This window comes from Pseudacidobacterium ailaaui (assembly GCF_000688455.1).
Taxonomy (GTDB): Bacteria; Acidobacteriota; Terriglobia; order Terriglobales; family Acidobacteriaceae; genus Pseudacidobacterium; species Pseudacidobacterium ailaaui.
On the sequence record NZ_JIAL01000001.1, the window covers coordinates 1978130 to 2003579 of the forward strand.

At 56.2% G+C, this 25450-nt stretch carries 19 protein-coding genes; 13 read left to right on the forward strand and 6 right to left on the reverse strand.

Going from position 1 to position 25450, the window contains the following annotated elements:
* Position 1: 1 nt before the first annotated feature.
* From N655_RS0108735 to N655_RS0108745, 3 genes are all read right to left on the reverse strand, one after another.
* The gene (locus N655_RS0108735) at positions 2–841 is read right to left on the reverse strand and encodes a glycosyltransferase family 2 protein (protein WP_044935605.1); all 840 of its coding nucleotides are present in this window, start codon (positions 839–841) and stop codon (positions 2–4) included.
* 117 nt (positions 842–958) lie between these two features.
* The gene (locus tag N655_RS0108740) at positions 959–1540 is read right to left on the reverse strand and encodes an HAD family hydrolase (RefSeq protein ID WP_026442676.1); all 582 of its coding nucleotides are present in this window, start codon (positions 1538–1540) and stop codon (positions 959–961) included.
* An 8-nt stretch (positions 1541–1548) separates the two neighbouring features.
* Complete coding sequence (locus tag N655_RS0108745) at positions 1549–2832, reverse strand: flippase (protein WP_162173529.1); 1284 nt, start codon at positions 2830–2832, stop codon at positions 1549–1551.
* 283 nt (positions 2833–3115) lie between these two features.
* Between N655_RS0108745 and N655_RS0108755 the strand changes: the two genes are divergently transcribed.
* A complete protein-coding gene (locus N655_RS0108755; protein ID WP_026442678.1) occupies positions 3116–3904 on the forward strand; it encodes a hypothetical protein in 789 nt (262 codons plus the stop codon).
* A gap of 176 nt (positions 3905–4080) precedes the next feature.
* Here N655_RS0108755 and N655_RS0108760 read toward each other — a convergent pair whose 3' ends face one another.
* A complete protein-coding gene (locus tag N655_RS0108760) occupies positions 4081–5652 on the reverse strand; it encodes a GMC oxidoreductase (protein WP_026442679.1) in 1572 nt (523 codons plus the stop codon).
* 42 nt (positions 5653–5694) lie between these two features.
* A complete protein-coding gene (locus tag N655_RS19840) occupies positions 5695–6396 on the reverse strand; it encodes a gluconate 2-dehydrogenase subunit 3 family protein (RefSeq protein WP_049961346.1) in 702 nt (233 codons plus the stop codon).
* Positions 6397–6864: 468 nt separating this feature from the next.
* Here N655_RS19840 and N655_RS18130 point away from each other — a divergent pair, with 468 nt between their 5' ends.
* Together N655_RS18130 and N655_RS0108785 are read left to right on the forward strand one after the other, a co-directional pair.
* Positions 6865–7560 (forward strand): hypothetical protein, encoded by a 696-nt coding sequence (locus N655_RS18130; RefSeq protein WP_162173530.1) that lies wholly within the window; start codon positions 6865–6867, stop codon positions 7558–7560.
* Between the two features lie 84 nt (positions 7561–7644).
* Positions 7645–10764 (forward strand): glycoside hydrolase 5 family protein, encoded by a 3120-nt coding sequence (locus N655_RS0108785; protein WP_026442680.1) that lies wholly within the window; start codon positions 7645–7647, stop codon positions 10762–10764.
* Between the two features lie 43 nt (positions 10765–10807).
* Here N655_RS0108785 and N655_RS18135 read toward each other — a convergent pair whose 3' ends face one another.
* Positions 10808–12016 carry a tetratricopeptide repeat protein gene (locus N655_RS18135; RefSeq protein WP_049961348.1) on the reverse strand — a complete coding sequence of 403 codons (1209 nt, stop codon included), beginning with the start codon at positions 12014–12016 and terminating at the stop codon, positions 10808–10810.
* Between the two features lie 434 nt (positions 12017–12450).
* Between N655_RS18135 and N655_RS0108795 the strand changes: the two genes are divergently transcribed.
* The 10 genes from N655_RS0108795 (at position 12451) to gnd (ending at position 25447) form a co-directional block, all read left to right on the forward strand.
* The gene (locus tag N655_RS0108795; protein ID WP_044934304.1) at positions 12451–13503 is read left to right on the forward strand and encodes an efflux RND transporter periplasmic adaptor subunit; all 1053 of its coding nucleotides are present in this window, start codon (positions 12451–12453) and stop codon (positions 13501–13503) included.
* 140 nt (positions 13504–13643) lie between these two features.
* Positions 13644–16850, forward strand: a complete 3207-nt coding sequence (locus N655_RS18140) for an efflux RND transporter permease subunit (RefSeq protein WP_044934307.1) — start codon at positions 13644–13646, stop codon at positions 16848–16850.
* 213 nt (positions 16851–17063) lie between these two features.
* On the forward strand, positions 17064–17294 hold the full coding sequence (gene rpsP, locus N655_RS0108805) for a 30S ribosomal protein S16 (RefSeq protein WP_044935616.1): 231 nt from the start codon (positions 17064–17066) through the stop codon (positions 17292–17294).
* A 122-nt stretch (positions 17295–17416) separates the two neighbouring features.
* A complete protein-coding gene (locus N655_RS18145; RefSeq protein ID WP_202900330.1) occupies positions 17417–17731 on the forward strand; it encodes a KH domain-containing protein in 315 nt (104 codons plus the stop codon).
* A gap of 27 nt (positions 17732–17758) precedes the next feature.
* Positions 17759–18382, forward strand: coding sequence for a ribosome maturation factor RimM (gene rimM / locus N655_RS18150; protein ID WP_044934311.1), 624 nt, complete (start codon positions 17759–17761; stop codon positions 18380–18382).
* Between the two features lie 145 nt (positions 18383–18527).
* The gene (locus N655_RS18155) at positions 18528–20987 is read left to right on the forward strand and encodes a glycoside hydrolase family 15 protein (protein ID WP_044934313.1); all 2460 of its coding nucleotides are present in this window, start codon (positions 18528–18530) and stop codon (positions 20985–20987) included.
* 158 nt (positions 20988–21145) lie between these two features.
* Complete coding sequence (gene tkt, locus N655_RS18160; protein WP_044934315.1) at positions 21146–23164, forward strand: transketolase; 2019 nt, start codon at positions 21146–21148, stop codon at positions 23162–23164.
* A 4-nt stretch (positions 23165–23168) separates the two neighbouring features.
* Complete coding sequence (gene rpiB, locus N655_RS0108830; protein ID WP_026442683.1) at positions 23169–23657, forward strand: ribose 5-phosphate isomerase B; 489 nt, start codon at positions 23169–23171, stop codon at positions 23655–23657.
* A 145-nt stretch (positions 23658–23802) separates the two neighbouring features.
* Positions 23803–24423, forward strand: a complete 621-nt coding sequence (locus tag N655_RS0108835) for an HAD family hydrolase (protein ID WP_026442684.1) — start codon at positions 23803–23805, stop codon at positions 24421–24423.
* Positions 24424–24538: 115 nt separating this feature from the next.
* Entirely contained in the window at positions 24539–25447 is a 909-nt protein-coding gene (gene gnd / locus N655_RS0108840) for a phosphogluconate dehydrogenase (NAD(+)-dependent, decarboxylating) (RefSeq protein WP_026442685.1), read from the forward strand.
* Positions 25448–25450: the final 3 nt, after the last annotated feature.

Genomic DNA, 25450 nt, shown 5'->3' on the forward strand with positions numbered 1-25450 from the left:
ATCATCTCCCCCAGTATCCTTCCAGGCGCCCCTTTAGCGTCGCCCAATAGAGAGCGGCTCCCGGGCTACGACGGGCGAGAGCGAGCAGCCATCCGCCAGCGGGACGCGCACACGTATAGAGTGAATAGCTCAAGGGGAGTTTATGCTTGCGCAACAGATGTCCCAATCCTATGCCGTAGCTCCGTGCGCGGCTCCGGGCCGATTCCGAGAAGTCCTGGGTTTTATCGGGGTGATAGATGGTCAACTCCTGTGCAAACCATCCTCTGCTTCCTGCCGCCAGCAATCGAAAGACGCAATCGGACTCCTCGCCTGATCCGAATCGCGTTCCCGCCCCAAGGCCAAGCGACTCGTCAAATCCGTGCACTGCACGCAGGGCATGCGCCCGGAAAAACAGCGTAAAAGAGATGCCGGTACGGAGAACATTCCTTGGCTTGATTTCACAGGAGGCCGGCATCCAGCGGTTCGAGGTGGGTCTTAACTCTTCAGTCCTGGCACACCCAGACAGGAAATCATACTCTGGATGCGACGCGAACCAGATTTTTACTTTGTGCAGCGTATCACTCGGATACCAGCAGTCGTCATCAGGAAAAGCAATCAGCTCCCCCCTGGCAACGGTCAATCCCTTGTTCCGTGCACGAGACAGGCCCGGTTCCGAGCGAAGGTGTTGGATCTCGAAATGCGATTGCCATGTCTCCACAATGGGAGCCAGCCGGTCATCCAGGTTCTGGTCCACAAGGACCACTTCAAAATCCCGGTATGACTGTTCCTTCAGTGTGGCAAAAAGACGGGCCAATTCCTCGGTCCGGTCCTTGGTGGCGACAATCAATGAGAAGTCCGGCATATCCACCTCAGGACAGTGGCACATGGAGGCCGTCCAGCAGCTTCTCCCACAATATTTTCTGGCGCGAATCTGCAATCAAACAAAAAAACCTCACTTGGGTCCAGGTGAAAGCAAAGTCTACCTTCCAAGATAATGGAACACCTTCGCCACCTGCTTCAGATCGGTATCTTCGGGATTATCGGTATAGACAGTGATTTCCGCTGAACGGATCTCGGGAAATGTTCGGCACAGCGTCCGCCACTTGTTTGCCGTCACATCGTTCAGAATTTTACCGGTACAGCGTCCGGAACGATCAAATTCCAGTGTGGTTGCGATGTATCCATCCAGGGCCAGCATCTGCACCACAGCTTCAGCAATGGGTTGCAGGCTGGATGTAGCCAGGTAAATTCTGGATCCGTTTCTTCGCGCTTCCAACAATGCGTCACGGACCGGCACTGAGATCCTCTCGGCCATCGCAGCCTGCACATAAGACTGGGCAGACTTTGTCAACTCTTCGATGGACCAGCCGCGCAAGGATCGGACCAGCTGTTCCCGGGCAAAATCGCGGCCAGCGAGGCGATTCGCCATCTGACCCAGGCGACTGCGTAAAAGTCGGTTGCGGGCGACAAGGTAAGGAGAAAACGGAAGTGACGCGAGATAGCCGTGGGTCGTGTTTTCAAGAATGAGTGTTCCGCACAGATCTGCAATCACAACTTTCATGGAGCGCCCTAGCTCTCTATTTTAACGACAGCAGAAGGCCGGGACGCTGGAGTCTGCCACGGCAACATGGCCAGCATGATGACCAGCAGTACCATGTAGGAAATCAAGGTGGCCCAGCTTGCTCCTAACCCTCCATATCGCGGAATCAGATAGAAATTTGCTCCGATGTTCACCGCTGCAGCGGAGGCGGTGGCAATCAACACACGCCTGGACATACCCCATGCCACCAGGGTCACTCCGCAGAAGGAGGTCACAAAATCCAGAGGCAGGGCCAGAATCAGGATTGCAACCATCGGCGCGCCCTGCGCAAAATTTTGACCATAGATTCCGACGATGATTTTTCGGCTGAAATGCATTACAAGCAAAGCAGGCAGAGTCCCAGCCAAAAAGAGGCCCACCAGGTAGGACCTTAGCTTTTTGCCACTTCGATTTTCCGGAGAGACCTCTGCGATGCGTGGATAGAGGCTCGTGGTCAGCAGATAGTAGACCCCTAGCAATGCTGTGAGCAGGCGGTAGGCGCTGTTGTATAGGCCCACCTGCTGCAGATTGGTCAGCGCGCCCAGCAACAGGGAATCAATATTATTAAAGGCCTGGTTGCATGCGAGCGCTGCACCCAGCACCAGGACCGCTTTCCAGCGAGTATCTGTGACGATGTCCGGGGGCAAAGCTGTTGCCCTGTCAGGACCCTGTTGGAACGTGCGGCCGGTTTGCCATCTGGAGTAGGCAGCACTGCCGGCATATCCGATCCCCGCCGCCACAGGGATGGCCCAGCGGGGGTCGGCCCCAAAGAAGACCGCAAGGACCAGGGCCGCCAGCGACAAGACGCTGATCAGTGCTCTTGACATCGACAAGGATCCATACCGCTTGGCGCCCCAGAGCACCCAATCCAGGGAAAGACAGTACGGGGCCACGGCAAGCGCATAAAGGGACACCATCAGCCGCGCATCCTGCGGTATGGGCCCAGCGATCGCGTAGATCAGTCCGAGAGGGACGGCGATCAGGGCAAGGAGCTTTCGCTTGGCCTGCATCCGTTGCCGGACCGGGGTCACCTTATCCGGCCAGGCTGCAATGAGTCTGGCCCCGATATGACGGGCCCCAGCGTCTATACCCAGCGCAATGTAGATGGCCATGGTTTGCGCAAGGGCCAGACTGCCAAGCGTGGAGACACCAAACTTTCTGCTCACCAGAATCAGCGTGAGCATCGTGCAAATCCGGGCGGACCCTTCGCCGATTGCGAGCAGCGCACTTCCGGCGGCCACACCCATGAGATTTCTGAGTTTCTCTTTCAGCATTCGGAATCTGTATCCACAGGGAACAAGAGGCCTGCATGCGCTGCCGGATTGAAGAAGACAGGCAAAGCCAGCGACTTGAGCCACAGATGAAAGCTGTCGGCCTCTCGCCACGAAATGGCCAACGCAGGAATCAGATATCATTCTAAAATGAGGCCGGCATGGTCACGCCGGGCGCAGCAGTCTGAAGGTCCCATCTTGGAAAAAGAATATGGGTCCTGATGCTTGCCTTGCTGATGGCCCATTCCAACAGAAATGCTTTCTGAAAATCACCGACCGAAACCAAATGAATCTGAATGTTCCGCTTCTTTATACCTACAAAACACGAATGAACAATTATCGCGGACTATTGGGTTACCTGTCGCTGGACCTTGTCCCTCTTCTGCTTGTGGTTGGCATCACATCTTTGCAGGACGTGAGCAACATATTGCTGCTCTTCCTACTTTGGCTGACTCTGTATGAGATTGGTTATCTGTTCAACGACCTGAAAGACCGTCATCGGGCAGGAGAACTGGACCGTACTCCAGGTCCGGTTTCGGGGAACTGGTATTTGCCCGCAATTCCCCGACTCGTCCTGGCTGCGGTGATTGTCTGGGGCGTAGCCCTGAGGATGGGCTGGACAAAGGCGGTTATGGCGGTGGGGCTGAATCTCTTTGTGCTTGCTCTCCTGTTCTGCCATTCCTCCGATTTTGTCAGACGGCATTTTCCGGGCAGGCTGATTACCTTTTTGGCCCTGGCCTTGTTCAAATATTCTCCAGCTTTGGTTCCTGTTACAGGTGCGATCAAAGGCGCGAGCGCGCTTCTGATGATCTTTTTGTTTTATGGAATGGCCCGTGTGCTGAACTACACTCTGCGAAAGTTTGGCAATGAAAATGTGGGGCTGTCACCGCGAGCTCAAACCAAAATGCAGTTAGGGATCCTGACCATCTTTTCTCCATTGGCCTTTTTCCCGTATGCTTCAGCGGATCGTGCCATTCTGCTCCAGGCCAGGGTCCTTTGGATTTACTTTTTCGCCATCACTCTCCTTTCTCTGATGGCTTTTTTCCTGAGGCGTCAACTTGCCGGCAGAAGTTAGCTGACGTGTCCTGAACGAGGCTTTGGTCTGCGCTGATCGTGGCCGCCTTTCCAATTCCACCGGGCGACGAGAGGTGTCCTTTCCAAATGTGGTTTGCGCTGGGTCCGGGGCCGCAGCAAGTCCATTGGGCCAAAGCGGGGACTTGGGCATCGAGACCAATGCAACCAGCGCGCGCTTCACACATTGCCCTGGCGCATCTGTTCGGCCAGATATTCTGAGGCGCGCATGGCCAGGGCCAAGATCGTTAGAGTAGGGTTTTGCCATCCTCCGCTGACGAAGCATCCGCCGTCCACTACGAACAGATTTTTGATGTCATGGCTCTGGTTCCATTTGTTCAGGACGCTGGTTTTCGGATCATCGCCCATACGGCAGGTGCCCAGTTCATGAATGCTGTAGCCGGGCGGGTTGGGCTCATAGTTCTTGGTCAGGACTTCAAAACCTGCGGCCTCGGCCATGGCAACACTGGTGTTCACGGCATCGCGCGCCATGTTGAATTCATTATCGGTATATTTTGTGTCGATATGAAGTGCCGGAATGCCCCAGGCATCGACAACGTGAGGATCGATACTGACGTGGTTCTCATAGCGGGCCAGAACTTCGCCCATGATGGAGGTGGCGAAGCCGCTGCCATGGTAACTCTCCAGCTTTTGCTCCAGCTCTTCTCCATACGCAGCAAAATTGCGGGGATCCATCGGTCCCAGGCTGCTGTAAACGTTCAACGCATAGCCACGAAGAAAATCTGGGGCCTTTGTATCGAGATTCCGGAAGCGCGGGACCAGTGCTGCGCCGCCGATCATTTCCGGAGTGGCCTTCCCATCGCGGGCTTCCGGCACGGAGCAGACAATTCCCGGTCCATATACCTGATCAATCAGGTAATGTCCAAGGACCCCGCTTGAATTGGCCAGTTTTGAATTCAACAGCAGACGGGTGCTCTCCAGTGTTCCCGCGGCCAGCACCACGACGTGTGCCTTTACCGACATCTCCCTCCGTGAATGCCGCTCTACGAAATGGACCTCATTGACCAGGCCGGTGTTTTTGTCTACTCCTAGCTCACGCACCACAACGTTGGGTATGGCTTTTAATTTCCCCGTGGCAAAGGCGTCTGGCAGTAGCAGATTTACAGAACTGGCGAGTCCGTTGACTCCCAGGGACCGCCTTCCCTTGCAGACCGGAACGCCAAGTTTTTTCCCCGCAGCGATGAAACGCTTCATGCACTCCGTCCAGGGAGAATCGTCAGGAACAAAATTACCGTCAGGATACTGAGGCAGACCGTCTTTGGCCCCTGTTACGCGAAAGATCTGCTCGACCCGGGAATAGTATGGGTCCACGTCCGCCAGGCTGATCGGCCAGTCGTCGCCATAGCCGTCATGGGACTTCGCTTTGAATTCGTAATCGCTCAGGCGGAAAGACTGCCGCGACCAGAAGAGCGAGCGTCCTCCAAACAACCGCACGCGGACCCAGTTATAAGGATGCTGAGGGTTGTAGGTGTAGGGCACCTCCTGCTCATCGACCCAGGTATTGGCGTTAAATTCATTCGCCTGAAAGATATGCGGCACTTTGCCAGGCTCTTTAAAGCCGCGATAAGGCAGAGCATAGGCGGGCTTCCATTCAGTATCTTTGGTGGGGTCAGGAATCGGTCCGGCATTGAGCATCAGGCAGGAGATGCCCTTTTCCGTGAGCACCTTCGCCGCCATCCCACCCGAGTGGCCAGAGCCAATAATCAACACATCTACCTTTTCTTCCGCCATTCCATCCTCTCGTGGTTTTCCGGGTACTTCGTGTGCGTATCTTCAGGCATGGTGCCTGGGAGCGGTGTTCTGACAGGCCTTTTCTCCCTCGCGTTTCATGTCCGGATCCACGGGATACCAGTAAACACCCTGGTCGGGAGGCTGTTGGCCCATTGCCTTGGCCGCGGCGGCCCATGCCTGGGAGTTGATAGTGGCCGTGCGGATGTCACTATGGGCCACATTGATAAACCGCTCATAGGGTTCCCTGGGCGGATGGTCGGTCATCCAGGTCCTGAGCCAGGGACGGATCAACTGGTCTGCCTCCTCGGCCGAAGCGGAAGCAAATGGCTTTCCGAAACGGTGACGCGACTCGGTGTCGAGCCTGTCAAGACCGGACTGGTAGATCGACTGCTGCTCACGGGGTGATGCGCCAATCAGAAAATCCAGAAACTCCGGGGCCCCGGCTTCTATGGCGCCGGGATAGCCTTTGCGGGCGGGCATCAGGACCTCACTCAGCCGTCGCAACGTAGCAAATTGAGTGTTTGTGAAAAAACGGGTACTGGTTCCAGCAACAGCGTCGGGAGCAATCTGTCGGATGGCATCAGGCTTAATTTCGGACAGGCCGCGCATCCACGGTACGGGCCCCGGCGCGGTCGGATTCGGCGGTGGAGTGGAAGGCGCTACTGCATTGGTCTGTTGCGCGAGCATGGCCTTTGCGCCCACGGAGGCCGCCATCAGTCCCTTCATGAAATCACGCCGTTGCATTGAGGGTCCTGCTCCTTCTACATGAGTAGTGAAGGTCCGGTCTGCCGGAAAATGTCAGAAAGCTACCTCATGAAATGGAAACCTTACCATTTCTAAACATTTTCCTGTTGATTTCACCTTCGGTTGATGAGGTTATAGCCATTTTGCAGGATTTGCAAGCCATGGGTGTCTGCTTCTTCCGCTGATGATGCGTCTCCCTTGCCTGCGCCTGGAGGATTCCCCCGCTAAACCTCTGCAATTGTCGGGATGTGGGCAGAAATGAGAAACTACAGTACCCGGCTCTACGTCTTTATCTGAAGCTCCTTATTAGATTGGAAATGCATGTCTTTTTTCTCTTCCCGCCGATGGTCTACGCCAGCGGTCTTTCTTTGGATACTCGGAAGCTGCTTCACGTGGGCGGCAGCACAGGACGTTTCGAAAGCTTCCCCATTGCCTGATGCTCCGAGTGTTGTTCCGCAAACAGCCCCGGTGCCAGCGCAGAAATCGCAGCAGGACCAAGCTGCCGATGATCTGAAGCGGGAAGAGAAACAGCGGATTCTGGGTATCATGCCTGAATTCAACATGATGGACAATGCGCAGGCCCCACCGCTGAGCGCCCGGCAGAAGTTCCACCTCTTTTGGAAAAGCTCCACCGATCCCTTCGTATTTCTGATTACGGGGATGGATGCGGGAATCAGCCAGGCCGAAGACGACTTTCCGGAATACGGACAGGGGGCAGAAGGGTATTTCAAGCGCTTTGGGGCATCTTATGCCGATAGTTTCGACGGAAACCTCTGGGGAAATGCCATTCTTCCTGTTTTGCTCCATGAAGACCCGAGGTATTTTCGCATGGGAAGTGGTCCGGTAGGGCGGCGTATTCTGCACGCAGCGCTTTCGACGGTATGGTGCCGCCGGGACAATGGCACCTGGGGGCCGAACTATGCCAATGTTGGAGGGAACATCATCGGCGGGGCCATTGCCAATACCTACTATCCGGAATCGGACCGCGGCCTGGGCCTGACCTTTGGCAGGGCGCTGACGGTGACCGCAGAAGGCGCCATCGGCGCGCAGCTGATCGAGTTCTGGCCTGATATTTCGCGAAAGTATTTTCACAAGCGGAGCCATGCGGACAGCACGGTTGCATCGCAGGACCGGGCTTCTCCACCAGGAAAGAGCAATCCCTGAAGCTCCCTTTCTCGACAGCAGCTCGTCGGGCACGGGCAGAGATTGAGCCGGGTATGATAGCGTTATCATCAGGTCCGAAAACCCATGAAGCTGCGTATCGCGAACTGTGTCTGCTCTCTGTTCTTTTTCATTCTTCCCCTGACTGTCCAAGCGGCGTCCCATACCGTGGTTTTTTATGAAAACGGCTTCCCCGTGGCGGACTCGCCGACGGTCAGCGCATCTGTGCTGCACACTGCTTTCGTCCATGCCGAGTTTGCATCTGCCGCGCAGCTGGATGAGGCCCTGGAAAATCCTGAGACGGACCTTCTTGTGTTGCCTTATGGGTCCGCTTATCCAGAAGCCGCGTGGCCTGCAATTCTGCGATATCTGGACCGCGGCGGAAATCTGCTAGTGCTGGGAGGAAAGCCGTTTACGCAAGCAGCATATTCCACCGCTACAGGATGGAAGCTCCGGGCACCGAGTGTTGCGGCCTCGCTGGAACTCTTGATTCACGATTATCAGGAGACGCCCGGATCGGAGGGACTGCACTTTGAGGCAAATCATGATGTCCAGCCTGAAATCACAGCCTTTGCGTGGAAGCACGCCTTTAGTCCTGTGGTCCGGCTTTCCGTCATCAACAAATACAGCGATGGTGGGACGACAGGGGACAATGATGCCGAGATTACGACACTCGCCTGGGGGGTAAAAGACGGCCACAAACTGGCGGCCCCGGTCTTTGAAGTCGACCACAACCGTTACCGGTTTGCTGGCGGACGCTGGATCTTTGTGGCCTGTGATCCGGATGCTTCCTTCTTTACCGGGACACAGGACCTGCAAATCCTGGCCAAGCTTGCCACGCGTCAGAATGACCGCTTCACGTTGCGTCCGAGGCTGCCATTGTTTTTGCCTGGAGAAGCCTTGGAATTGCAATACGACGGGCCCTCGGCTGGTGACCAGCTACAGATTAAAGTCACAGCGGAGGAAGGCGGCAAACCTGTCATGGTGATCGTGCCTGCCGAAGCTTCGCATCCCATTGTTTTGCCCCCGGATGCGGCTTCAGGCACTGGACTGCATGTGATCGAAGCGACGCTGCTGCGCAATGGCACGCCATTGCGCACCTATCACAGCGGGTTCTGGATGCGCGACTGGAATTATCTGCTTTCGGGTCCGAAGCTGGGTGTGGGCCCCGATTACTTCACGCTCGATGGCAGACCTTTGCCTGTCGTGGGCACAACCTACATGTCCAGCGATGTGCAACGCATGTATCTCATCAAGCCGAATGCGTATGTCTGGGACCGCGATATGGCCCAGATCCACGGCGATGGCCTGAACATGATTCGCACTGGTCTGTGGACCGCCTGGGAGCCGCTGCTGAATTCCAATGGAGAAGTAAGCGAAGCGGCACTGCGGACGATTGAGGCGTTTTTGATGTGCGCACGCCACAATCATCTTCCGGTGCAGTTCAATCTTTTCTCCTTTTATCCGGGAAATTTTGGCGGCCAGAATGGGTATCTGGACCCTGTCGGACTCCACGCGCAGGAGGTCTTCGTGCGATCGCTGGCCGACCGTTTTCATGCCGTCCCGTTTTTGGCCTGGGACTTGATCAACGAGCCGAGCGCGAACGGGAACTTGTGGCGCGAGCTTCCGCAGGGCGATGTTTTTGAACAAAAGGCATGGCGTGAGTGGCTGGCGAAGCGTTATCCCGACCAGGCAGTGTTGCTGGATGATTGGGCCGAGCCCGCGCTGGGCATAGGACGCGACTTGCAGTTGCAGCCGACGACCGCTTCTCCTGAGGTTGCCGCGCAGGACCCGCTGGCGCTGCCGAAGGCCGGAGCCTGGAGCTTTGACCCGGTACGTTCGGGCTATAATCCGCTGAAGGTCTACGACTACTCTCTGTTTACCCAGGATGTGTTTGCGGACTGGGTCAAGCGGATCAGAAAAACCATTCGTGAGAGCGGATCCCAGCAGTTAATCACAGTCGGGCAGGAAGAGAATGGCGTTGCTGGCCGGCTTTCTCCGGCTTTCTACTCATCGCTGATTGACTTCACGTCCGACCACACCTGGTGGGACTTCGATGCGATTCTGTGGGCATCCTTGGCGGCAAAGTTTCCTGGCAAGCCGATGCTGATTCAGGAGACAGGCGAGCAGCGCCGTCTGACGCAGCGGGACCACTTGCGCTTCAGCGCCCAGATTGAGGGCTGGCAACTGGAGCGCAAGATTGCCACGGCCTTTGCCCAGGGCGCGGGAGCACTCGAATGGGTATGGAACGTGAACGCCTACATGGCCAATGACAATGAGATCCCGATTGGTGCCATACGTCCGGATGGGACGGAAAAACCCGAGGCGCGTGTACTGGAAGATTATGCTGCGTTCGTTGCAAAAAGTCCGCAAAGTTTTACGCGTATTGAGCCTCCAGCGGTGACCATTGTGACCTCACAGGCATTGCAGTATAGCGGGCAGGATGAATTGGCGCTCTCCGTACAGACCCATGCCCTGCGCGCTCTCTGTTATTACAACCATACCCCGGCACGGATGCTTCCGGAGGGCCGTCTGGCGGAACTTGGACAGCCGAAGCTGGTCATCCTGCCGGCATCGCAGGTGCTTGCCGATGCTGCGTGGCAGCAATTGCTGGATTATGTCAGCAAAGGTGGTATGCTTCTGGTCTCCGGTCCGGTCTTAAGGAATGAACACTGGCAAAAGGTGGACCGGCTCGGTGCTCTGGGCTTAAAGGCAGATCTCGTGCCGCTTTCCGTGCGCCAGTCTGAATTGCAATTGCCGGGGCAGTCGCCCCTCATCGTGTCTTATCCAGGCCGCGTGCAGCAATCGCCGGTGGAGGTGCTGCGCTTTGCCGATGGGCACTCGGTGCAGATCATTTCCCATGGCCGGGGACAAATTCTTTGGGCCTCAGATCCGGTGGAGATGGGCGAAGGGTATCAGCCGACGGCCGCACTCTATGCATACGCATTGAAGCAGGCCGAAATTCCACCTTCCTTCCGCGGAACGCTTTCGCCCGGAGTGCTGGCCTTTCCTACCGTGTTGGAAGATGCCGTCCTCTATAGTTTTTCCAACGAATCCCTGGAAGACCAGAGCGTCGACATTCAGGACACGGTGAGCGGAGGGCGGTTGAAATTCACATTGGCGGCGCAACGTGGCGGATTAGTGTTGTTAAGCAAGAAGGGAGGCAAAGTGCTCGCTGCTTCCGGAGCGGTCCAGGACCTGAAATAGCCCGTGATTTCATTCCCATGGTCCGCGGTCCTCGCTGCGGTGCTCAGGGGCCAGAGGTTTCATGCGCCGGCCCCGAATTACGCTGGCTGGCTTTGATTTGCTTATAGATGGCCAGCTCACGGTTGGCATCATCTGTGCGGCCAGAGCGCCGATAGGCGGACTGCAATTGGTAATGAATATAGTCAGCCGAAGGATCGAGCTTTTCAGCAGCTTCCAGATGCTCGATTGCTTCAGGAACGCGATTGTTTTCAAGCAGGGTCTTGCCGAGTTCATATTGGGCCTGAAAGTAGTCTGGTTTTTGGGCCACTACTTTTTCGAGCAAGGTAAGTGCTTCGTCGCGTTGGGCAGTTTCAAGAAGCGCATAAGCCAGGTCGTATTCGGTGTCTGGGTCGTTCGGGTTGATTTTTAACTCTTCCCGCAATTCCGGAATCGCATCGGAGGGGTGGCCCAGCCGAATGAGCGTTGCTCCTGTTTCATAGTGGACGCGGGGCATGGCAGGGTTTTCAGCTGAAATTCTGCGGAAACAAGGGACGGCCTGGGCATAGTTCTCTGCTGTTGTGTAGAGCTGGCAGACCAGAAAGCGGATACCGGGCTCCAGATCGCGGGCCGAAAGCGTATCGGCAATCTGGCTGGCGCGGGACTGCTGGCCGGTCCGGGCCAGAGAAAAGGCCCACGCATATGCAGTCCGTGTGTCCTGCAGCGTCAGGTCAGGAATGAGAGAGAACTGTGAGGCTGCATCTGAGAATTTTTCCAAAGAAAACAAAGACATGGCCAGCATGAGGCGGGCCGTCTGGTCGCCGGGGTCGGTCTTCGTGACCTGAGTCAGCGCGCTCATGGCCTTCGAGTAATTTTCAAGGCGAAAGGCAGCAACGCCCAGGTTCCGTAGCAGTCCAGGGACTGCCGGGTCCCATGTTTCTGCTTCTTCAAAGTGCTGGAGTGCCTCTTGGTACCGTTGCTGGCGGGCCTCGGCCGTGCCCCAATCATTGAATCCAGTACTGATTACTTCGCGGAGCTGTTGTTCTCTGGTGCCAAGCTGCTTGTGCTGTGTAGGCGTGAGGTGAGGGTCTTTCAGAGCAGAATGGACCTCCTGCATCTCGCGGAGGGCCTCGTCGGTAAGCCTCTGGGCTGCAACCCCTACCTTGGTCGGGTCTCCTGAGTTTTTCGCCATTTCTTCTGTGCGGAGAAGCTGTTGCAGGTCCGCAGCCTGATACGCGGGCAGGGGAAGCCCGACAAGCAAAAAACCGGTTGCCATGCAGAGAAGCCTCATCGGCTTGCTTCGTACTGTGTAATCCGCAGGTAAGAGCTGTGGCATGGAATTCATTCCGGGCGGCTGGGACAAACCGGGCCCTGTCCGGAAGCTGTCTTCTATTCTGCAATAGCGAGCCTTGGATTGCGATGGTCCATAAAAAATCAATCACTTACGAAACTTTTTTCCAAAAAAGTCGTATCCAACGGGTACGAAAAACTTTGAAGCCCCGAAGAATGAGCACTCATCAAAGAACCAAATCAGGCCAAAGCGCCTGGCAGCCAGCAGAGGTTACAGGTTTTTCGTTACTACATAAGTGATGTACGGATGTCGTGCGGAGTTATATTTGAGTAACCCTGCCGATGTAAATTTTCATTCGAGGATAAGGTTTGAGGCCCGTCGTGGAAAGTAAAAGCACAATCGTTCTTGCAACATTATTTATGGCTTCCCTTCTGACTGCATGCGGCAAGCCTGCCCAGTCCGCCAGTGCGGCAGCACAAGGCGGAGGTCCGCAGGCCCTTCCCGTGCAGACGGAAGTGGTCACGCTCCAGCCGGTGCCGCGTATGGATGAATATGTTTCCACCATCAAATCGCGTCGTTCCGCGACCATCAATCCGCGTGTTTCCGGGAACCTGGTCAGCATCAGCGTGCGTTCTGGCGACCACGTGAAGACCGGGCAGGTGATGATGGTGATTGATCCTGTGCAGCAGGAGGCCACGGTACAGTCGCTGAAGGCCACCGAACAGCAGAAGCTTGCTGTTTACCAGTACAACCAGGTGGAGGTGGAACGCCAGCGCAAGCTTTTTCAGGAAGGCGTGACCAGCCGGGACGCGCTGGACCAGGCAGAGCAGGCATACCGCAATTCCAAGGCCGATTATGAGGCGGCGGTCAATTCGCGTCAGGCCGGGGAGAAGGAACTGGGTTTCTATACCATCCGCGCGCCCTTTGATGGGGTCGTGGGAGACATTCCGGTCCACGTGGGTGATTACGTTTCATCCTCCACGCTCCTCACTACCGTCGATGAAAACCGCGATCTGGAAGCGTATATCTACATTCCCACGGAACGTGCGCATGAGGTACACACAGGGCTGCCTGTAGTGATTGCCGACAACAGCGGAAGAGAAATTGAGCGCACTGCCATTGACTTTGTCTCGCCGCAGGTCGATGACCAGCTTCAGGGAATCCTGGCAAAGGCGCCCGTGCATTCCCCACAGTTGCGTACCGAGCAGCTGGTCAAGGCCCGGGTCATCTGGTCGACTGCGCCTGCTCCGGTCGTGCCGGTGCTTGCGGTGACTCGCATCGGCGGCCAGGCCTTTGTCTATGTGGTTGCCGACCAGGGCGGAAAATATTTCGCCAGGCAGCGTGCCGTAAAACTTGGCGACACTGTCGGCAACAGCTATGCCGTAGAGGGCGGCCTGAACCAGGGGGACAAGGTCATCATCTCAGGAACGCAGTTCCTGGTGGATGGGGCGCCGGTCCAACCCTTGGGATAAGCGGTCCGGTTTCTTCCTGGTATCGTGAGGCGGCTGCAAGGCTGAAGCACGGAGAAATGATGGATATCGTGCGTCACGGCCCCGGGCACGACGTCCGCCCAGCATGACTGGTTTCAAGTGGGGTTTGCGAGGGTTTTCGCGTGGTAGATTTTTTTATTCATCGTCCGGTATTTGCGACCGTTTGCGCGCTGCTGATTATTCTGGCCGGCGCTGCTGTCATTCCGACGTTACCGATTTCCTTGTATCCACAGCTGGCTCCGCCCCAGGTGACGGTAACGAGCAACTATGTAGGTGCCAATGCGCAGGTCGTGGAGTCGGCCGTTACGATTCCACTGGAGCAGCAGATCAATGGCGTCGAGGGGATGCACTATATGACCTCGACCAGCTCCAATGACGGCACCAGCAGTATCAACGTTACGTTTAACACCGGCTACGATCTGAACATCGCTGCGGTGGACGTCCAGAACCGCGTAAACACTGCGCAGGGGCGTTTGCCTCAGGAAATTAAAAATACTGGCATCACCATTACCAAGGCAAATCCTAACTTTGTGTTTGCCGCCGGTTTTTATTCCCCCGATGGGAGCCTTTCGAATCAATACATTTCGAACTATCTGGATGTTTACGTCAAAGATCCGCTGAAGCGCATCAAGGGCGTGGGCGACGTGGTGATTTTCGGTGAGCGCAAATATGCAATGCGCATCTGGCTGGACCCCTCCAAGCTGGCAGCACGCGGGCTCACGGCCACCGATGTCATCAATGCCATCCAGGAGCAGAACATTGAAATACCCTCAGGCCAATTAGGACGTCCGCCTGCTCCCAAGGACCAGGACTTCCAGATTACGCTGCGCGTCGTCGGACGGCTCAGTGATCCTAAGGAATTTGAGCAGATCATTCTGAAGAGCACACCGAATGGACTGGTCCAGCTGAAAGATGTCGGCCATGCCGAGCTGGGAGCGGAGACCTATGACAGCAATCTGGAATATAGCGGACACCAGGCCATCGGTATCGGTGTACAGCAGCTCTCCGATGCGAATGCGCTCGATGTGGACAAGGCAGCCAAGGCCGCCCTGGCAGAGCTGGCCAAGTCCTTCCCTCCGGGAATGAAATACGTCATCGCCTTTGATACGACGACGGTCATCGGCGATTCGATCAAGGAGGTCATCTCGACACTGGAAGAGGCGATTGTCATCGTGATCGCCGTGATCTTCCTCTTCCTTCTGGACTGGCGAGCCACGGTCATCCCTGCCATTACCATCCCTGTCTCTCTGGTAGGGACCTTCGCCTTTATCAAGGCCTTCGGCTTTTCGATCAACTCTCTCACCATGTTTGGCATCATTCTGGCAACCGGCCTGGTGGTCGATGATGCCATCGTCGTGATCGAAAACGTACAGCGGCACATCTCCCTGGAGCATTGCGATCCGCACAAGGCCACCTCCGAGGCCATGGCCGAGGTCACCAGCGCTGTGATTGCCACCTCGCTGGTGCTGATTTCGGTCTTTGTTCCGGTATCGTTCTTCCCCGGCACCACAGGCATTCTTTATAAGCAGTTCGCGATGACGATTGCATTTTCCATCGCGATTTCAGCCTTCAACGCGCTGACACTTTCCCCGGCCCTGGCCGCGCTGTTTTTACGGGGCGAAGAGGAAAAGTACAAAATGCTGGACTGGACCCGCGTTCGTTTTCTTGCAAATGGCTATGCGGCCTTTGTGCGCGGAGTGGAAGGGTTCATCCTGTGGTTGGGCCGGACGTATGCCCGGGTCATTCACGTAACGCTGAAGCTGCGCTACATTGTGCTTCTGCTCTTCTTTGCGGGCATTGCGGCCACGGTCTACATGTATCGAACGGTCCCGACCGGGTTCATTCCGCAGGAAGACCAGAATTATCTGATTTGCGTGGTGCAGACGCCTCCGGGGGCCTCGCTGAACTATACAACGGAGCTTTCACATCGCGCAGAGCAGGTGATTTTGCAGGACCCAGACGTATTCGGAACCTTTGCCGTGCCCGGCTTCAGCTTGTCGGGCGGAAGTGCACCCAACTATGGGCTAATTTTTGTCCCCCTCAAGCCGATTGATGAGCGCCGCGGGAGTTCGCACAGTGCCTCAGCAGTGGCGCAAAGACTTTCGCCGAAACTTTTCGGGGTCCCCGGTGGCATTATCGCGGTCTTTGAGCCTCCTGCAGTGCAGGGCATTGGCAGCTTCGGCGGGTTTGAGTTTCAGCTACAGGACACCGGACGCAACACCCTCCAGGACCTGGACATGGTTGCCCATAAGATTGTGGCTGCAAGCCGCCAGCGCAAAGACCTGACCGGCCTGTTTACCAGCTATACCGCAAACGATCCGCAGCTTTTGCTGCAAATTGATCGTGAAAAGGCCAAGGCCATCGGTGTACCAATCAGCGAGGTCACCAATGCGCTGAACGTTTATATGGGGTCGGAGTACATCAATGACTTTGACTTCAATAACCGGTCCTATCGCGTCTATATTCAGGCCGACCAGCCGTTCCGCATGAAGCCGAGCGATTTGCGGCAGTTTTATGTGCGAGCAAGCAACGGCAGTATGGTGCCTCTGGATAACATCGTCCGTATTTCGCAGACTTCTGGCCCGCAGGTGATTTATCACTTCAACATGTTCCGCTCGGCGGAGATTGATGGTTCTGCGGCCCCCGGCTACAGTTCCAGCCAGGGACTGAAAGCCATGCAGGAGCTGTTTGAGCAAAACAAACTGCAGGGCATGACGTATTCCTGGAGCGGTCTGGCACTCGAAGAAGTCGAATCCCAGGGCAAAGCCATCATTATCTTCGGGCTGGGGATCATCGTCGTATATCTCACACTGGCGGCGCAGTATGAAAGCTTCGCGCTGCCTTTCATCATCATGCTCTCCGTGCCAATGGCCGTGCTCGGCGCTCTGGGCCTGATTTCTTTCCGCGGGTTCCCGAACGATGTCTATGTGCAGATTGGACTTCTGATGCTGGTGGGACTTGCGGCCAAGAACGCCATCCTGATCGTGGAGTTTGCCGAGCAGTTGCGCGAGCACGGACGCTCCATTATGGATGCGGCGATTGAGGCGGCAGAACTGCGACTGCGGCCCATTCTGATGACTTCCATTGCGTTCATTCTCGGGGTACTTCCTCTTTACTTTGCGACCGGTGCAGGCGCCAAAGGAAGAAATTCGGTGGGAACCGTCATCGTGGGTGGCATGGTCGTCTCAACCTTTCTGAATCTGATCTTCATTCCGGTTTTGTATGTCCTGCTCAGCACGCTGCTTAGCAAGATGAAACGTCAGAGGCGGAGACCGGAAGGCTGCGAGGAAGAGACGATCGGCGAGGAGAGCGCCGCCGTATCTTCTTAAAACTTAAAGCCGGGGGAGTGGCGTCTTTTCTGGTCTGCGCCTTGTCTAAGGCGGACGCCCTCCCTGCCTCCACGCAAGAAGTCGCTGCCTGTCCGGGGACGGATTAAGATATACTAGATTCTTGGGAATTCTATCCAGAACGCGCATTGGCGTTCCTTTAAGGCATTTCCCCAAAAAGCAGAACAGGATTGAAAGGAAATTGTACCCGTGCTGATGATTCGTTTAGCGCGATTTGGCGCTCGCAAGCAGCCCTATTATCGTGTAGTCGTGATTGAGAAGGACCGTGCCCGTAATGGGCGTTCGGTGGAAGTCGTGGGGACCTACAACCCACGGACCAACCCTGCAACCGTGGACCTGAAACGCGAGCGGATTGATTACTGGACCAGCAAAGGCGCACAGCTCTCAGAAACCGTTGAGAAGCTTTTGAAGACCGCCGCAGCCTAAAGGTAACTTACTAAAGTAATACCTAAAAGGATGCACCAGAAAGCGCTATCCTCCCCCGCCGCAAACTGTTACTATGAGCCAGCTTAAGACATTGAAAAACATGCACTAAGCGGGGGCAAGGAATGACGCAGGCACAAAAACCAGACAATATGCAGGAATTGGTCACAGAGATCGCGAAGGCTCTGGTGGACGACCCGGGTGCGGTTGTTGTTGAGGCTGTGGAAAAGGAAGAAGGCACGGTGTTGAAGCTCCGTGTTGCTCCTTCCGATGTTGGAAAGGTGATTGGGAAGCAGGGACGCACGGCCCGTTCGATGCGTACGATCCTTGGTGCTGTCAGTATGAAGCACCACCACCGCTACACGCTGGACATCCTTGAAGAGCACAAGCAGCAGGCTGGTCCTGGAGATCGTTCTCAGAATGGCAGCCAGGCCGAGTAGTTCTCTCTGATTTCCCCTTTCAGAGTCATGGACCACCGTCCATCATGGATTGTAGTCGCACACATTGTCCGTCCCCAGGGGCGGCGTGGCGAGGTCCTTGCCGATGTGCATACGGACTTTCCGGAGCGCTTTGGTGAGCGGCAGACGCTGACGCTGGTGAACGCGAAGAATGAAGCGGTGCGTCAGGTGATGTTGACAGCGTTTTGGCTTCATAAGGGGCGGGTGGTCCTGAAGTTTTCGGGAATTGAATCCATCTCTGACGCTGAGGCGTTGCGCGGCCTCGACGTGGCGATTTCCTTTGAGCAGCGCGCTCCTCTGGAAGAGGGTTCTTACTACATTTCTGATCTGATTGGTTGTGAGGTTTGGCACGAGGGCCGGAGCATCGGCAAGATTGTGGCTGTGGACCGTGAAACTACGGATGCGCCATTGCTGGTCCTGAAGCCTGAGAGATCGTTGTCCTCAATGCCGTCGAGGAGCGACGAAGAGCTGCTGGTTCCATTCGCAAAAGCCTATTTGCGCAACGTGGACATCGAAGGCAAGTCCATTGAGATGAAATTGCCAGAAGGTCTGTTGGAGATCAACGCAGAAAACAGGAAATCAGATGGACGGTCTGACCGCGCAGACTCATTTACAAAAATTGATTCAAGATAAACCCATGGAGGTGAAGGCCAGTCGTAAAGTTGATGATGGACGCTCACCTGCCCGGAGAGCGGTCTTCAGAATCGTTTTCCTCTGCGGTCCAGTCTAAATTTCCAGATGCAGTCCCTTTTATTCTGCTTTGAGAGGACCCTACACGATGGCCGAAACGGCGCCGCAATACCGCTGGATCGAAGGACAAGGAAACGCATTTGGAGCGCCGGGGCTGGAGCCTCGATGGACTTCCAGTGCAAAGGACGCGGTGGGGACAGCGTATTCCTCATCCAGCCGCGCCTGGTACACCGTTTCCCATGGCATTCTGAACGAAGTCTATTACCCCACCATTGACCGTCCGCAAATCCGGGACATGCAGTTGCTGGTGACGGACGGGGAGACCTTTTTCCACGAAGAGCGGCGGGACCTTCATCACGAATTTGAATATATAGACGCGGATTCGCTGGCGGTACGTGTTCGGAACCGCGACATCGAAGGGCGTTACTCCATCACGAAAGAAATCATCAACGACCCCCACTACCCCGTAGTATTGACGCGCGTGCGCATGGAAGGCGACGCCAGCCTGTTACGGCGACTCAAGGTGTATGCATTGCTTTCGCCGCATATTGAAGGCGGTGGGATGGGGAACAGTGCCCGCGTGGCTGATGTTGCGGGGAGCCGCGTTCTGATTGCCTGGAAGAACCACACTTCTCTGGTCCTGGCTGCCGATTGCGGGTTTTCGCGCGCCAGTTGTGGCTATGTGGGCGCGAGTGACGGATGGCAGGACCTGAAGCAGAACTTCCGGATGGACTGGGAATTCGGCTCAGCGTTGGATGGGAATGTGGCCGTGATGGGGGAAGTCCACTGCGCTGCGGATGGTCTTAGGGAAGGGGAGCTTGCTTTCACCCTTGCGCTGGGGTTTGGTGATGGGCACCATGCGGCGCTGGCTGTCACGATGGCGGCTTTGGCCAAGCCGTTTGAGGACCACCTGAGGCGCTTTATTGAACAGTGGCACCGGGCAGCCAGTCCCCGCGAATTGGCCGCCAGTGCTGGGGATGGCGGCCGGCTGATGCAGATTAGCCACAATATCATCCTTGCCCATGAAGACAAGACCTATGGCGGAGCATTTATTGCCTCTGCTTCCATTCCCTGGGGATACGCCAAGGGCGATGATGACCTGGGAGGATACCATCTGGTCTGGACGCGGGACATGGTGCAGAGCGCTACGGCGCTGCTGGCCTGCGGCCGCATAGAAACGGCCCGGCGCGCACTGGTTTATCTGGCCTGCACCCAGAAGCCGGATGGCGGCTTTGCGCAAAATTTCTGGATCGACGGCACGCCTTACTGGACGGGTATCCAGCTCGATGAAGTGGCCTTCCCGATCATTCTGGCGTGGCGCTTGTGGAAGCTGGATGGCCTGGGAAAGTTTGACGTGGTTCCGTTTGTGGAGCGTGCAGCGGGTTTTCTGGTGCGATACGCTCCGGTGACCCAGCAGGAGCGATGGGAAGAGGCAGCAGGATATTCGCCTTCAACCCTCGCCGCTGTCATTTCTGCGTTGGTATGCGCGGCAGAGATCGCACGCGCGCACGGTTCCGTGGAACTTGCGCAATTCCTTGAAGAGCACGCGGACTGGCTTGAAAGCCATCTGGAAGACTGGACGGTGACCAACAACGGTGTGCTGCATCCGGAAGTGAAGCGGCATTACATGCGAATTCGTCCGCCGGAATGCGGAGAACCCTATGCGCATGAAGAGTGCGGTACCGAGATGGTCCGCATCGCCAATGGCAAGCCAGGGGAGAATAACGAGTACCAGGCGCGCGAAATTATCGATGCCGGCTTTCTTGAGCTTGTGCGCTATGGCGTCCGCCGGGCCGATGATCCTCTGGTCGTGGATTCATTAAAGGTTGTGGATCATGTGCTAAAAGTAGAGACGCCGAAGGGGCCATGCTGGTACCGCTACAACCATGATGGATATGGCCAGCGTGAAGATGGCGGGCCATTCCTGGGCTTTGGCAAAGGGCGTCCTTGGCCCCTGCTGGTTGGTGAGCGGGCGCATTATGAGCTGGCTGCGGGGGGAGACTTTAAGTCCCTGATTGCCACCATGGAACGCTTTGCTTCTGAAGGAGGCATGCTGCCCGAACAGATATGGGAGGAACCGGACAGATATGGCCTGATTTGCGGAGGACCAGCAGGTTCAGCCATGCCTCTGGTATGGGCCCATGCCGAGTACTTGAAGTTATTGCGTTCGGTCACCGACGGAAGGGTCTTCGACCGCATCTCTATAGTAGAGGCGCGCTACCGGGAAAGGCGCAAAAGCCAGATTGAGGTCTTCAAGCTGCGTCGGCCTCTGCGAAGGATTGCGGCAGGAAAGACGCTGAGGATCACGGCGCAGGAGCGATTTCAGGTGGTGTGGAGTACAGATGGGTGGAAGACGCGGCAGTCCATCCTTAGTTCAACCGTAGGCTATGCCGGATCGTATGCAGACATCCCGACCGCCCAAAAACAGAACGGGACCATTTCATTTACCCTGTTCTGGACAGAGAGGCAGCAGTGGGAAGGCCGGAACTTTGATGTGCAGCTGGAGGAGGGGGCCTGGCCGGCGGGCACGCCTTCTGCTACACGGTAGCCAGCCATCATCAGCGCTAATATGGCGAATAAAAAGCAGTGATTTTCTGTTTTGCGCGGCATGGGTAACAATGGATAAAGAAAAGCGAATTTCCTGTAGCAACAAATCGGGCCGTCATCCTGACATAAGAGAAATTTTTGGGAGCGTGAACAAAGGTCATGAGCGAAATTGATCAACTTTCTATCAATACACTTCGTTTTTTAGCTGTAGATGCCGTAGAAAAGGCGAAAAGCGGGCACCCTGGCGCCCCTCTGGGCGATGCTCCGATGGCATACCTGCTCTTTCACAAGTACATGCGGCACAACCCCGCGAATTCGCACTGGTCCAATCGCGACCGCTTTGTGCTTTCCAACGGACACGCTTCCGCGCTGCTTTATGGCCTGTTGCATCTTTCCGGATACAAGGTCAGTCTGGAGGACCTGCAGCAGTTTCGCCAGTGGGGGTCAAACACCCCGGGGCACCCGGAGAGGGGAGATACAGACGGGGTGGAGGTGACCACCGGTCCCCTGGGACAAGGCTTTGCCATGGGTGTAGGCCTGGCTGCTGCAGAAAAACATCTGGCTGCTGTTTACAACCGTCCCGGATTTGACATCGTCGACCATTACACCTATGGAATCTGTTCCGATGGGGACCTGATGGAGGGGATCTCGCATGAGGCGGCCTCTCTGGCCGGGACTCTGGGGCTGGGCAAGCTGATTTATCTCTATGATGACAACCTGATCTCCCTGGACGGCCCAACCGATCTTTCCTATACAGAGGACGTTTTGAAGCGCTTTGAAGCCTATCACTGGCACGTGCAGATGGTGCAGGATGGCAATGATCTGGAAGCGCTGGGCAAGGCCATAGAAGCGGCGAAGGCGGTGAAGGACAAGCCGTCGTTGATTGCCGTGCGCACCATTATCGGTTACGGAAGCCCCCTGGCCGGAACAAACAAGGTCCACGGCGAAGCGATGGGCGCTGAAAATGTCAAAAAGACCAAAGAGGCGCTGGGCTGGCCTGCGGACAAGACCTTCTATGTGCCGGAAGAGGCCAGGAAGAACTGGCTGACGATTGTCGATCGCGGCAAGAAGGCCGAAGCAGAATGGAATGCGCTCTTTGCTGAGTATAAGAAGCAGTATCCGGAGCTGGCGGCCGAGTTTGAGCGCACACAGGCGGGCAAGCTTCGGGAGGGTTGGGAGAAGACCATTCCCGTGTTTCCTTCCGACAAGCCTGTGGCCACACGCAACGCCGGCAACGTCGTGATGAATGCCATCGCCAAGCAGGTGCCGGAGCTGATTGGTGGCGCGGCCGACCTGACGGCCTCAACCAAGACCATCGTGAAGGACGGCGGAAATTTCCATCTGGATGCGAAGGGTGTGAACATCTGGTATGGTGTGCGCGAGTTCGGAATGTGCGCCATTGTGAACGGAATGGCGGCACACGGCGGCGTCATTCCTTACGGGTCCACTTTCTTTGTCTTTACTGATTACGCCAAACCTGCGCTGCGCATGGCGGCCATCATGCACGTGCACTCGCTTTTCATCTTTACGCATGATTCGATTGCGCTCGGTGAGGACGGACCGACGCACCAGCCCATCGAACACTTGATGGCCTTGCGCGCTGTGCCGCACTTGACGGACTTTCGTCCGGCAGATGCAAATGAGACGGCTGCTGCATGGCGGCTGGCGCTGGAGCGCAACAGCCCGTCCTTTATGGCGCTTTCGCGGCAGGACCTTCCAGTGCTCGATGCCGCGACACACAACATCTATGACGGCGTCAAGCATGGCGCTTATATCGTGGAAAAGGGCGGCGATTCCCCAGATTTGCTGATTGTGGCCACCGGGTCAGAGTTGTGGCCTGCGCTTGAGGCCGCGACTGCGCTGAAAAAGGACGGGATTACCGCGCGTGTTGTGTCCATGCCGAGCTGGAAGCTCTTTGAAGAGCAGAGCGAGGAGTACAAGTCGTCGATCTTCCCCGATCATTTGCCCAAGCTTGCCGTGGAGGCGGGCAGCCCGATTGGCTGGTGGAAGTATGTAGGCCGCCATGGTGACGTGATTGGCCTGGAACGGTTCGGCGCTTCGGCCCCCGGCAAAGTGGTCCTGGAAAAACTTGGGTTCAGCGCGACGAACATTGCTGCTCGCGGCAAGGCCCTGCTGGATCGTGTCCGTAAAACGGAAGCCGCCATGGCAGGAAAGTAAATCTATGAAACTGGTGATTGCAGCCGACCACGCGGGCTTTCCCCTCAAAGAGGAGGTCCGCGGCTATCTGGAGCGCCTGGGGCATGAGGTTGTTGATCTGGGCGCTTACAATACAGAGCCATCGGATTATCCCGATTTTGCTGAGGCCGTGGGCAAGGCGCTGGCAGCAGGACGGGCCGAGCGCGGCATCCTGATCTGCGGTAGCGGTGTTGGTGTCTGTGTCGCGGCCAACAAGATGCCGGGCATCCGTGCGGCGATGTGCCATGATACCTATTCGGCGCATCAGGGAGTAGAGCACGATGATATGAATGTCCTGGTGCTGGGGGCGAGAATTATCGGCCCGGCCCTGGCGTTTGATCTGGTTTCGTCTTACCTGAATGCGCGTTTTCAAAAACAGGAAGAGCGTTTTGTGCGCCGCTTGAACAAGGTCAAGGCCATAGAGGCGCGCTACATGCCGGAGGCGGCGAAGCTGGAGAGTCACGCCGCAAAATAAGTGTTTTTGTCTTCTGGGCGCGGTCAGAACATGAAGTCCTGGCATTCCGTTGTTGGGGTTTGTTGGCCGCTATGCTCCTTAGAGTGAGAAGGCAGAAATACGAGGCCAAAACGAAAGGCAACGCATCACTACGCCGGGAGTGGGGATGGCAACCATCAGCACAATTTTGTGGGATGTGGGCGGGGTCCTGCTGACGAATGGCTGGGACCATCACGAGCGTGCGGCAGTGCTGTCTCATTTTGGAGTGGACCGCGAGGCGTTTGAGCAGCGTCATCCAGAAGCCAACGATGCATGGGAAAAGGGCCTCATTTCGGTTGAGGAGTATTTGAGCCGGACGGTCTTTGATGGTCCGCGTCAGTTCACGCCCGGGGACTTTGTGGAAGCGATGAAGGCGCAGTCGAAGCGGCTTGACGACAGCGCACTCGGAATCCTCGCGGACCTGGCAGCATCAGACACTGTAACGCTGGGAATGCTGAACAATGAGGCGCGCGAGCTGAATGATTTCCGGATCCAGAAGTTTCATTTAACAGATTACTTTGATCTGTTTCTCAGCTCGTGCTACGTAGGTCTTCGCAAGCCGGATGCGCGGATCTTCCGGCTGGCCTGTGACGTATTGCAGCGAAAACCGGAAGAGATGGCTTTTGTCGATGATCGGCCTGCAAATGTGCAGGCAGCAAAAGATATCGGGATGCACGGGATTGTGTATGAAGGCGCAGAGAAATTGAAGTTGGAACTGATGGACCTGGGCCTGTTGCAGTGGGCGTAGGGAAAGGACGCTTGAGGTTTTCGCGTAGAACGGGGAAGTGAAGGTTTTTCTCACTCCGCTGTGCTCCGTTCTGGATGACAAACGTTTCGCTGATTCTGAAGATTGGGAGGATTTTATGGAGCTGGGCATCATTGGTCTGGGAAAAATGGGTGGCAATATGGCAGAGCGTCTGCGTCTGGCTGGCCATAAGGTAGTTGGGTTTGACTTTAACGCCGATGCAGTGAAGAAGCTGACAGATGCTGGCTCCCTGGGGGTTTCGTCTCTGGAAGACCTGGTGAAGAACCTCTCTGCGCCGCGCGCCATCTGGATCATGGTGCCCTCAGGCGACCCGGTAGACCAGACCATTGCCAAGCTTGAGCCGCTGATGCAGAAGGGCGACACGTTCATTGATGGCGGCAATTCCAATTACAAGGATTCCCAGCGTCGTTACGCTGCGCTGAAGGCCAAAGGCTTCAACTTCGTGGATGTCGGCACGTCCGGAGGCGTGTGGGGCCTGAAAGAGGGCTACAGCATGATGATTGGCGGTGACAAGGAGCCAGTCGAGCGGCTGCGTCCGATCTTTGAAGCCCTGGCTCCGGCAAAAGACAAGGGCTGGGGTCATGTTGGTCCCGCCGGCGCCGGCCACTTTGTCAAGATGGTCCACAACGGCATTGAATACGGAATGATGCAGGCCTATGCAGAAGGTTTTTCCATCATGGGCCACAAGAAGGAGCTGAACCTTGATCTGCCGCAAATCGCAGAAATATGGCGCTATGGCAGCGTCGTGCGTTCATGGCTGCTTGATTTGACGGCCGAAGCGCTGGCCAAAAATCCGACCCTCGATGGTCTGGAAGCGTATGTGGCCGATTCGGGTGAGGGACGCTGGACGGTCTTTGAGGCCATTGATCTGAATGTTTCAGCCCCTGTGATCACCGAATCACTCATCCGGCGCATCCGTTCGCGCGAAGAGAACAATTTCACCGACCGTATGCTGGCAATCATGCGCAATGCCTTTGGTGGACACGCGGTCAAGACCGAGAAATAGGAG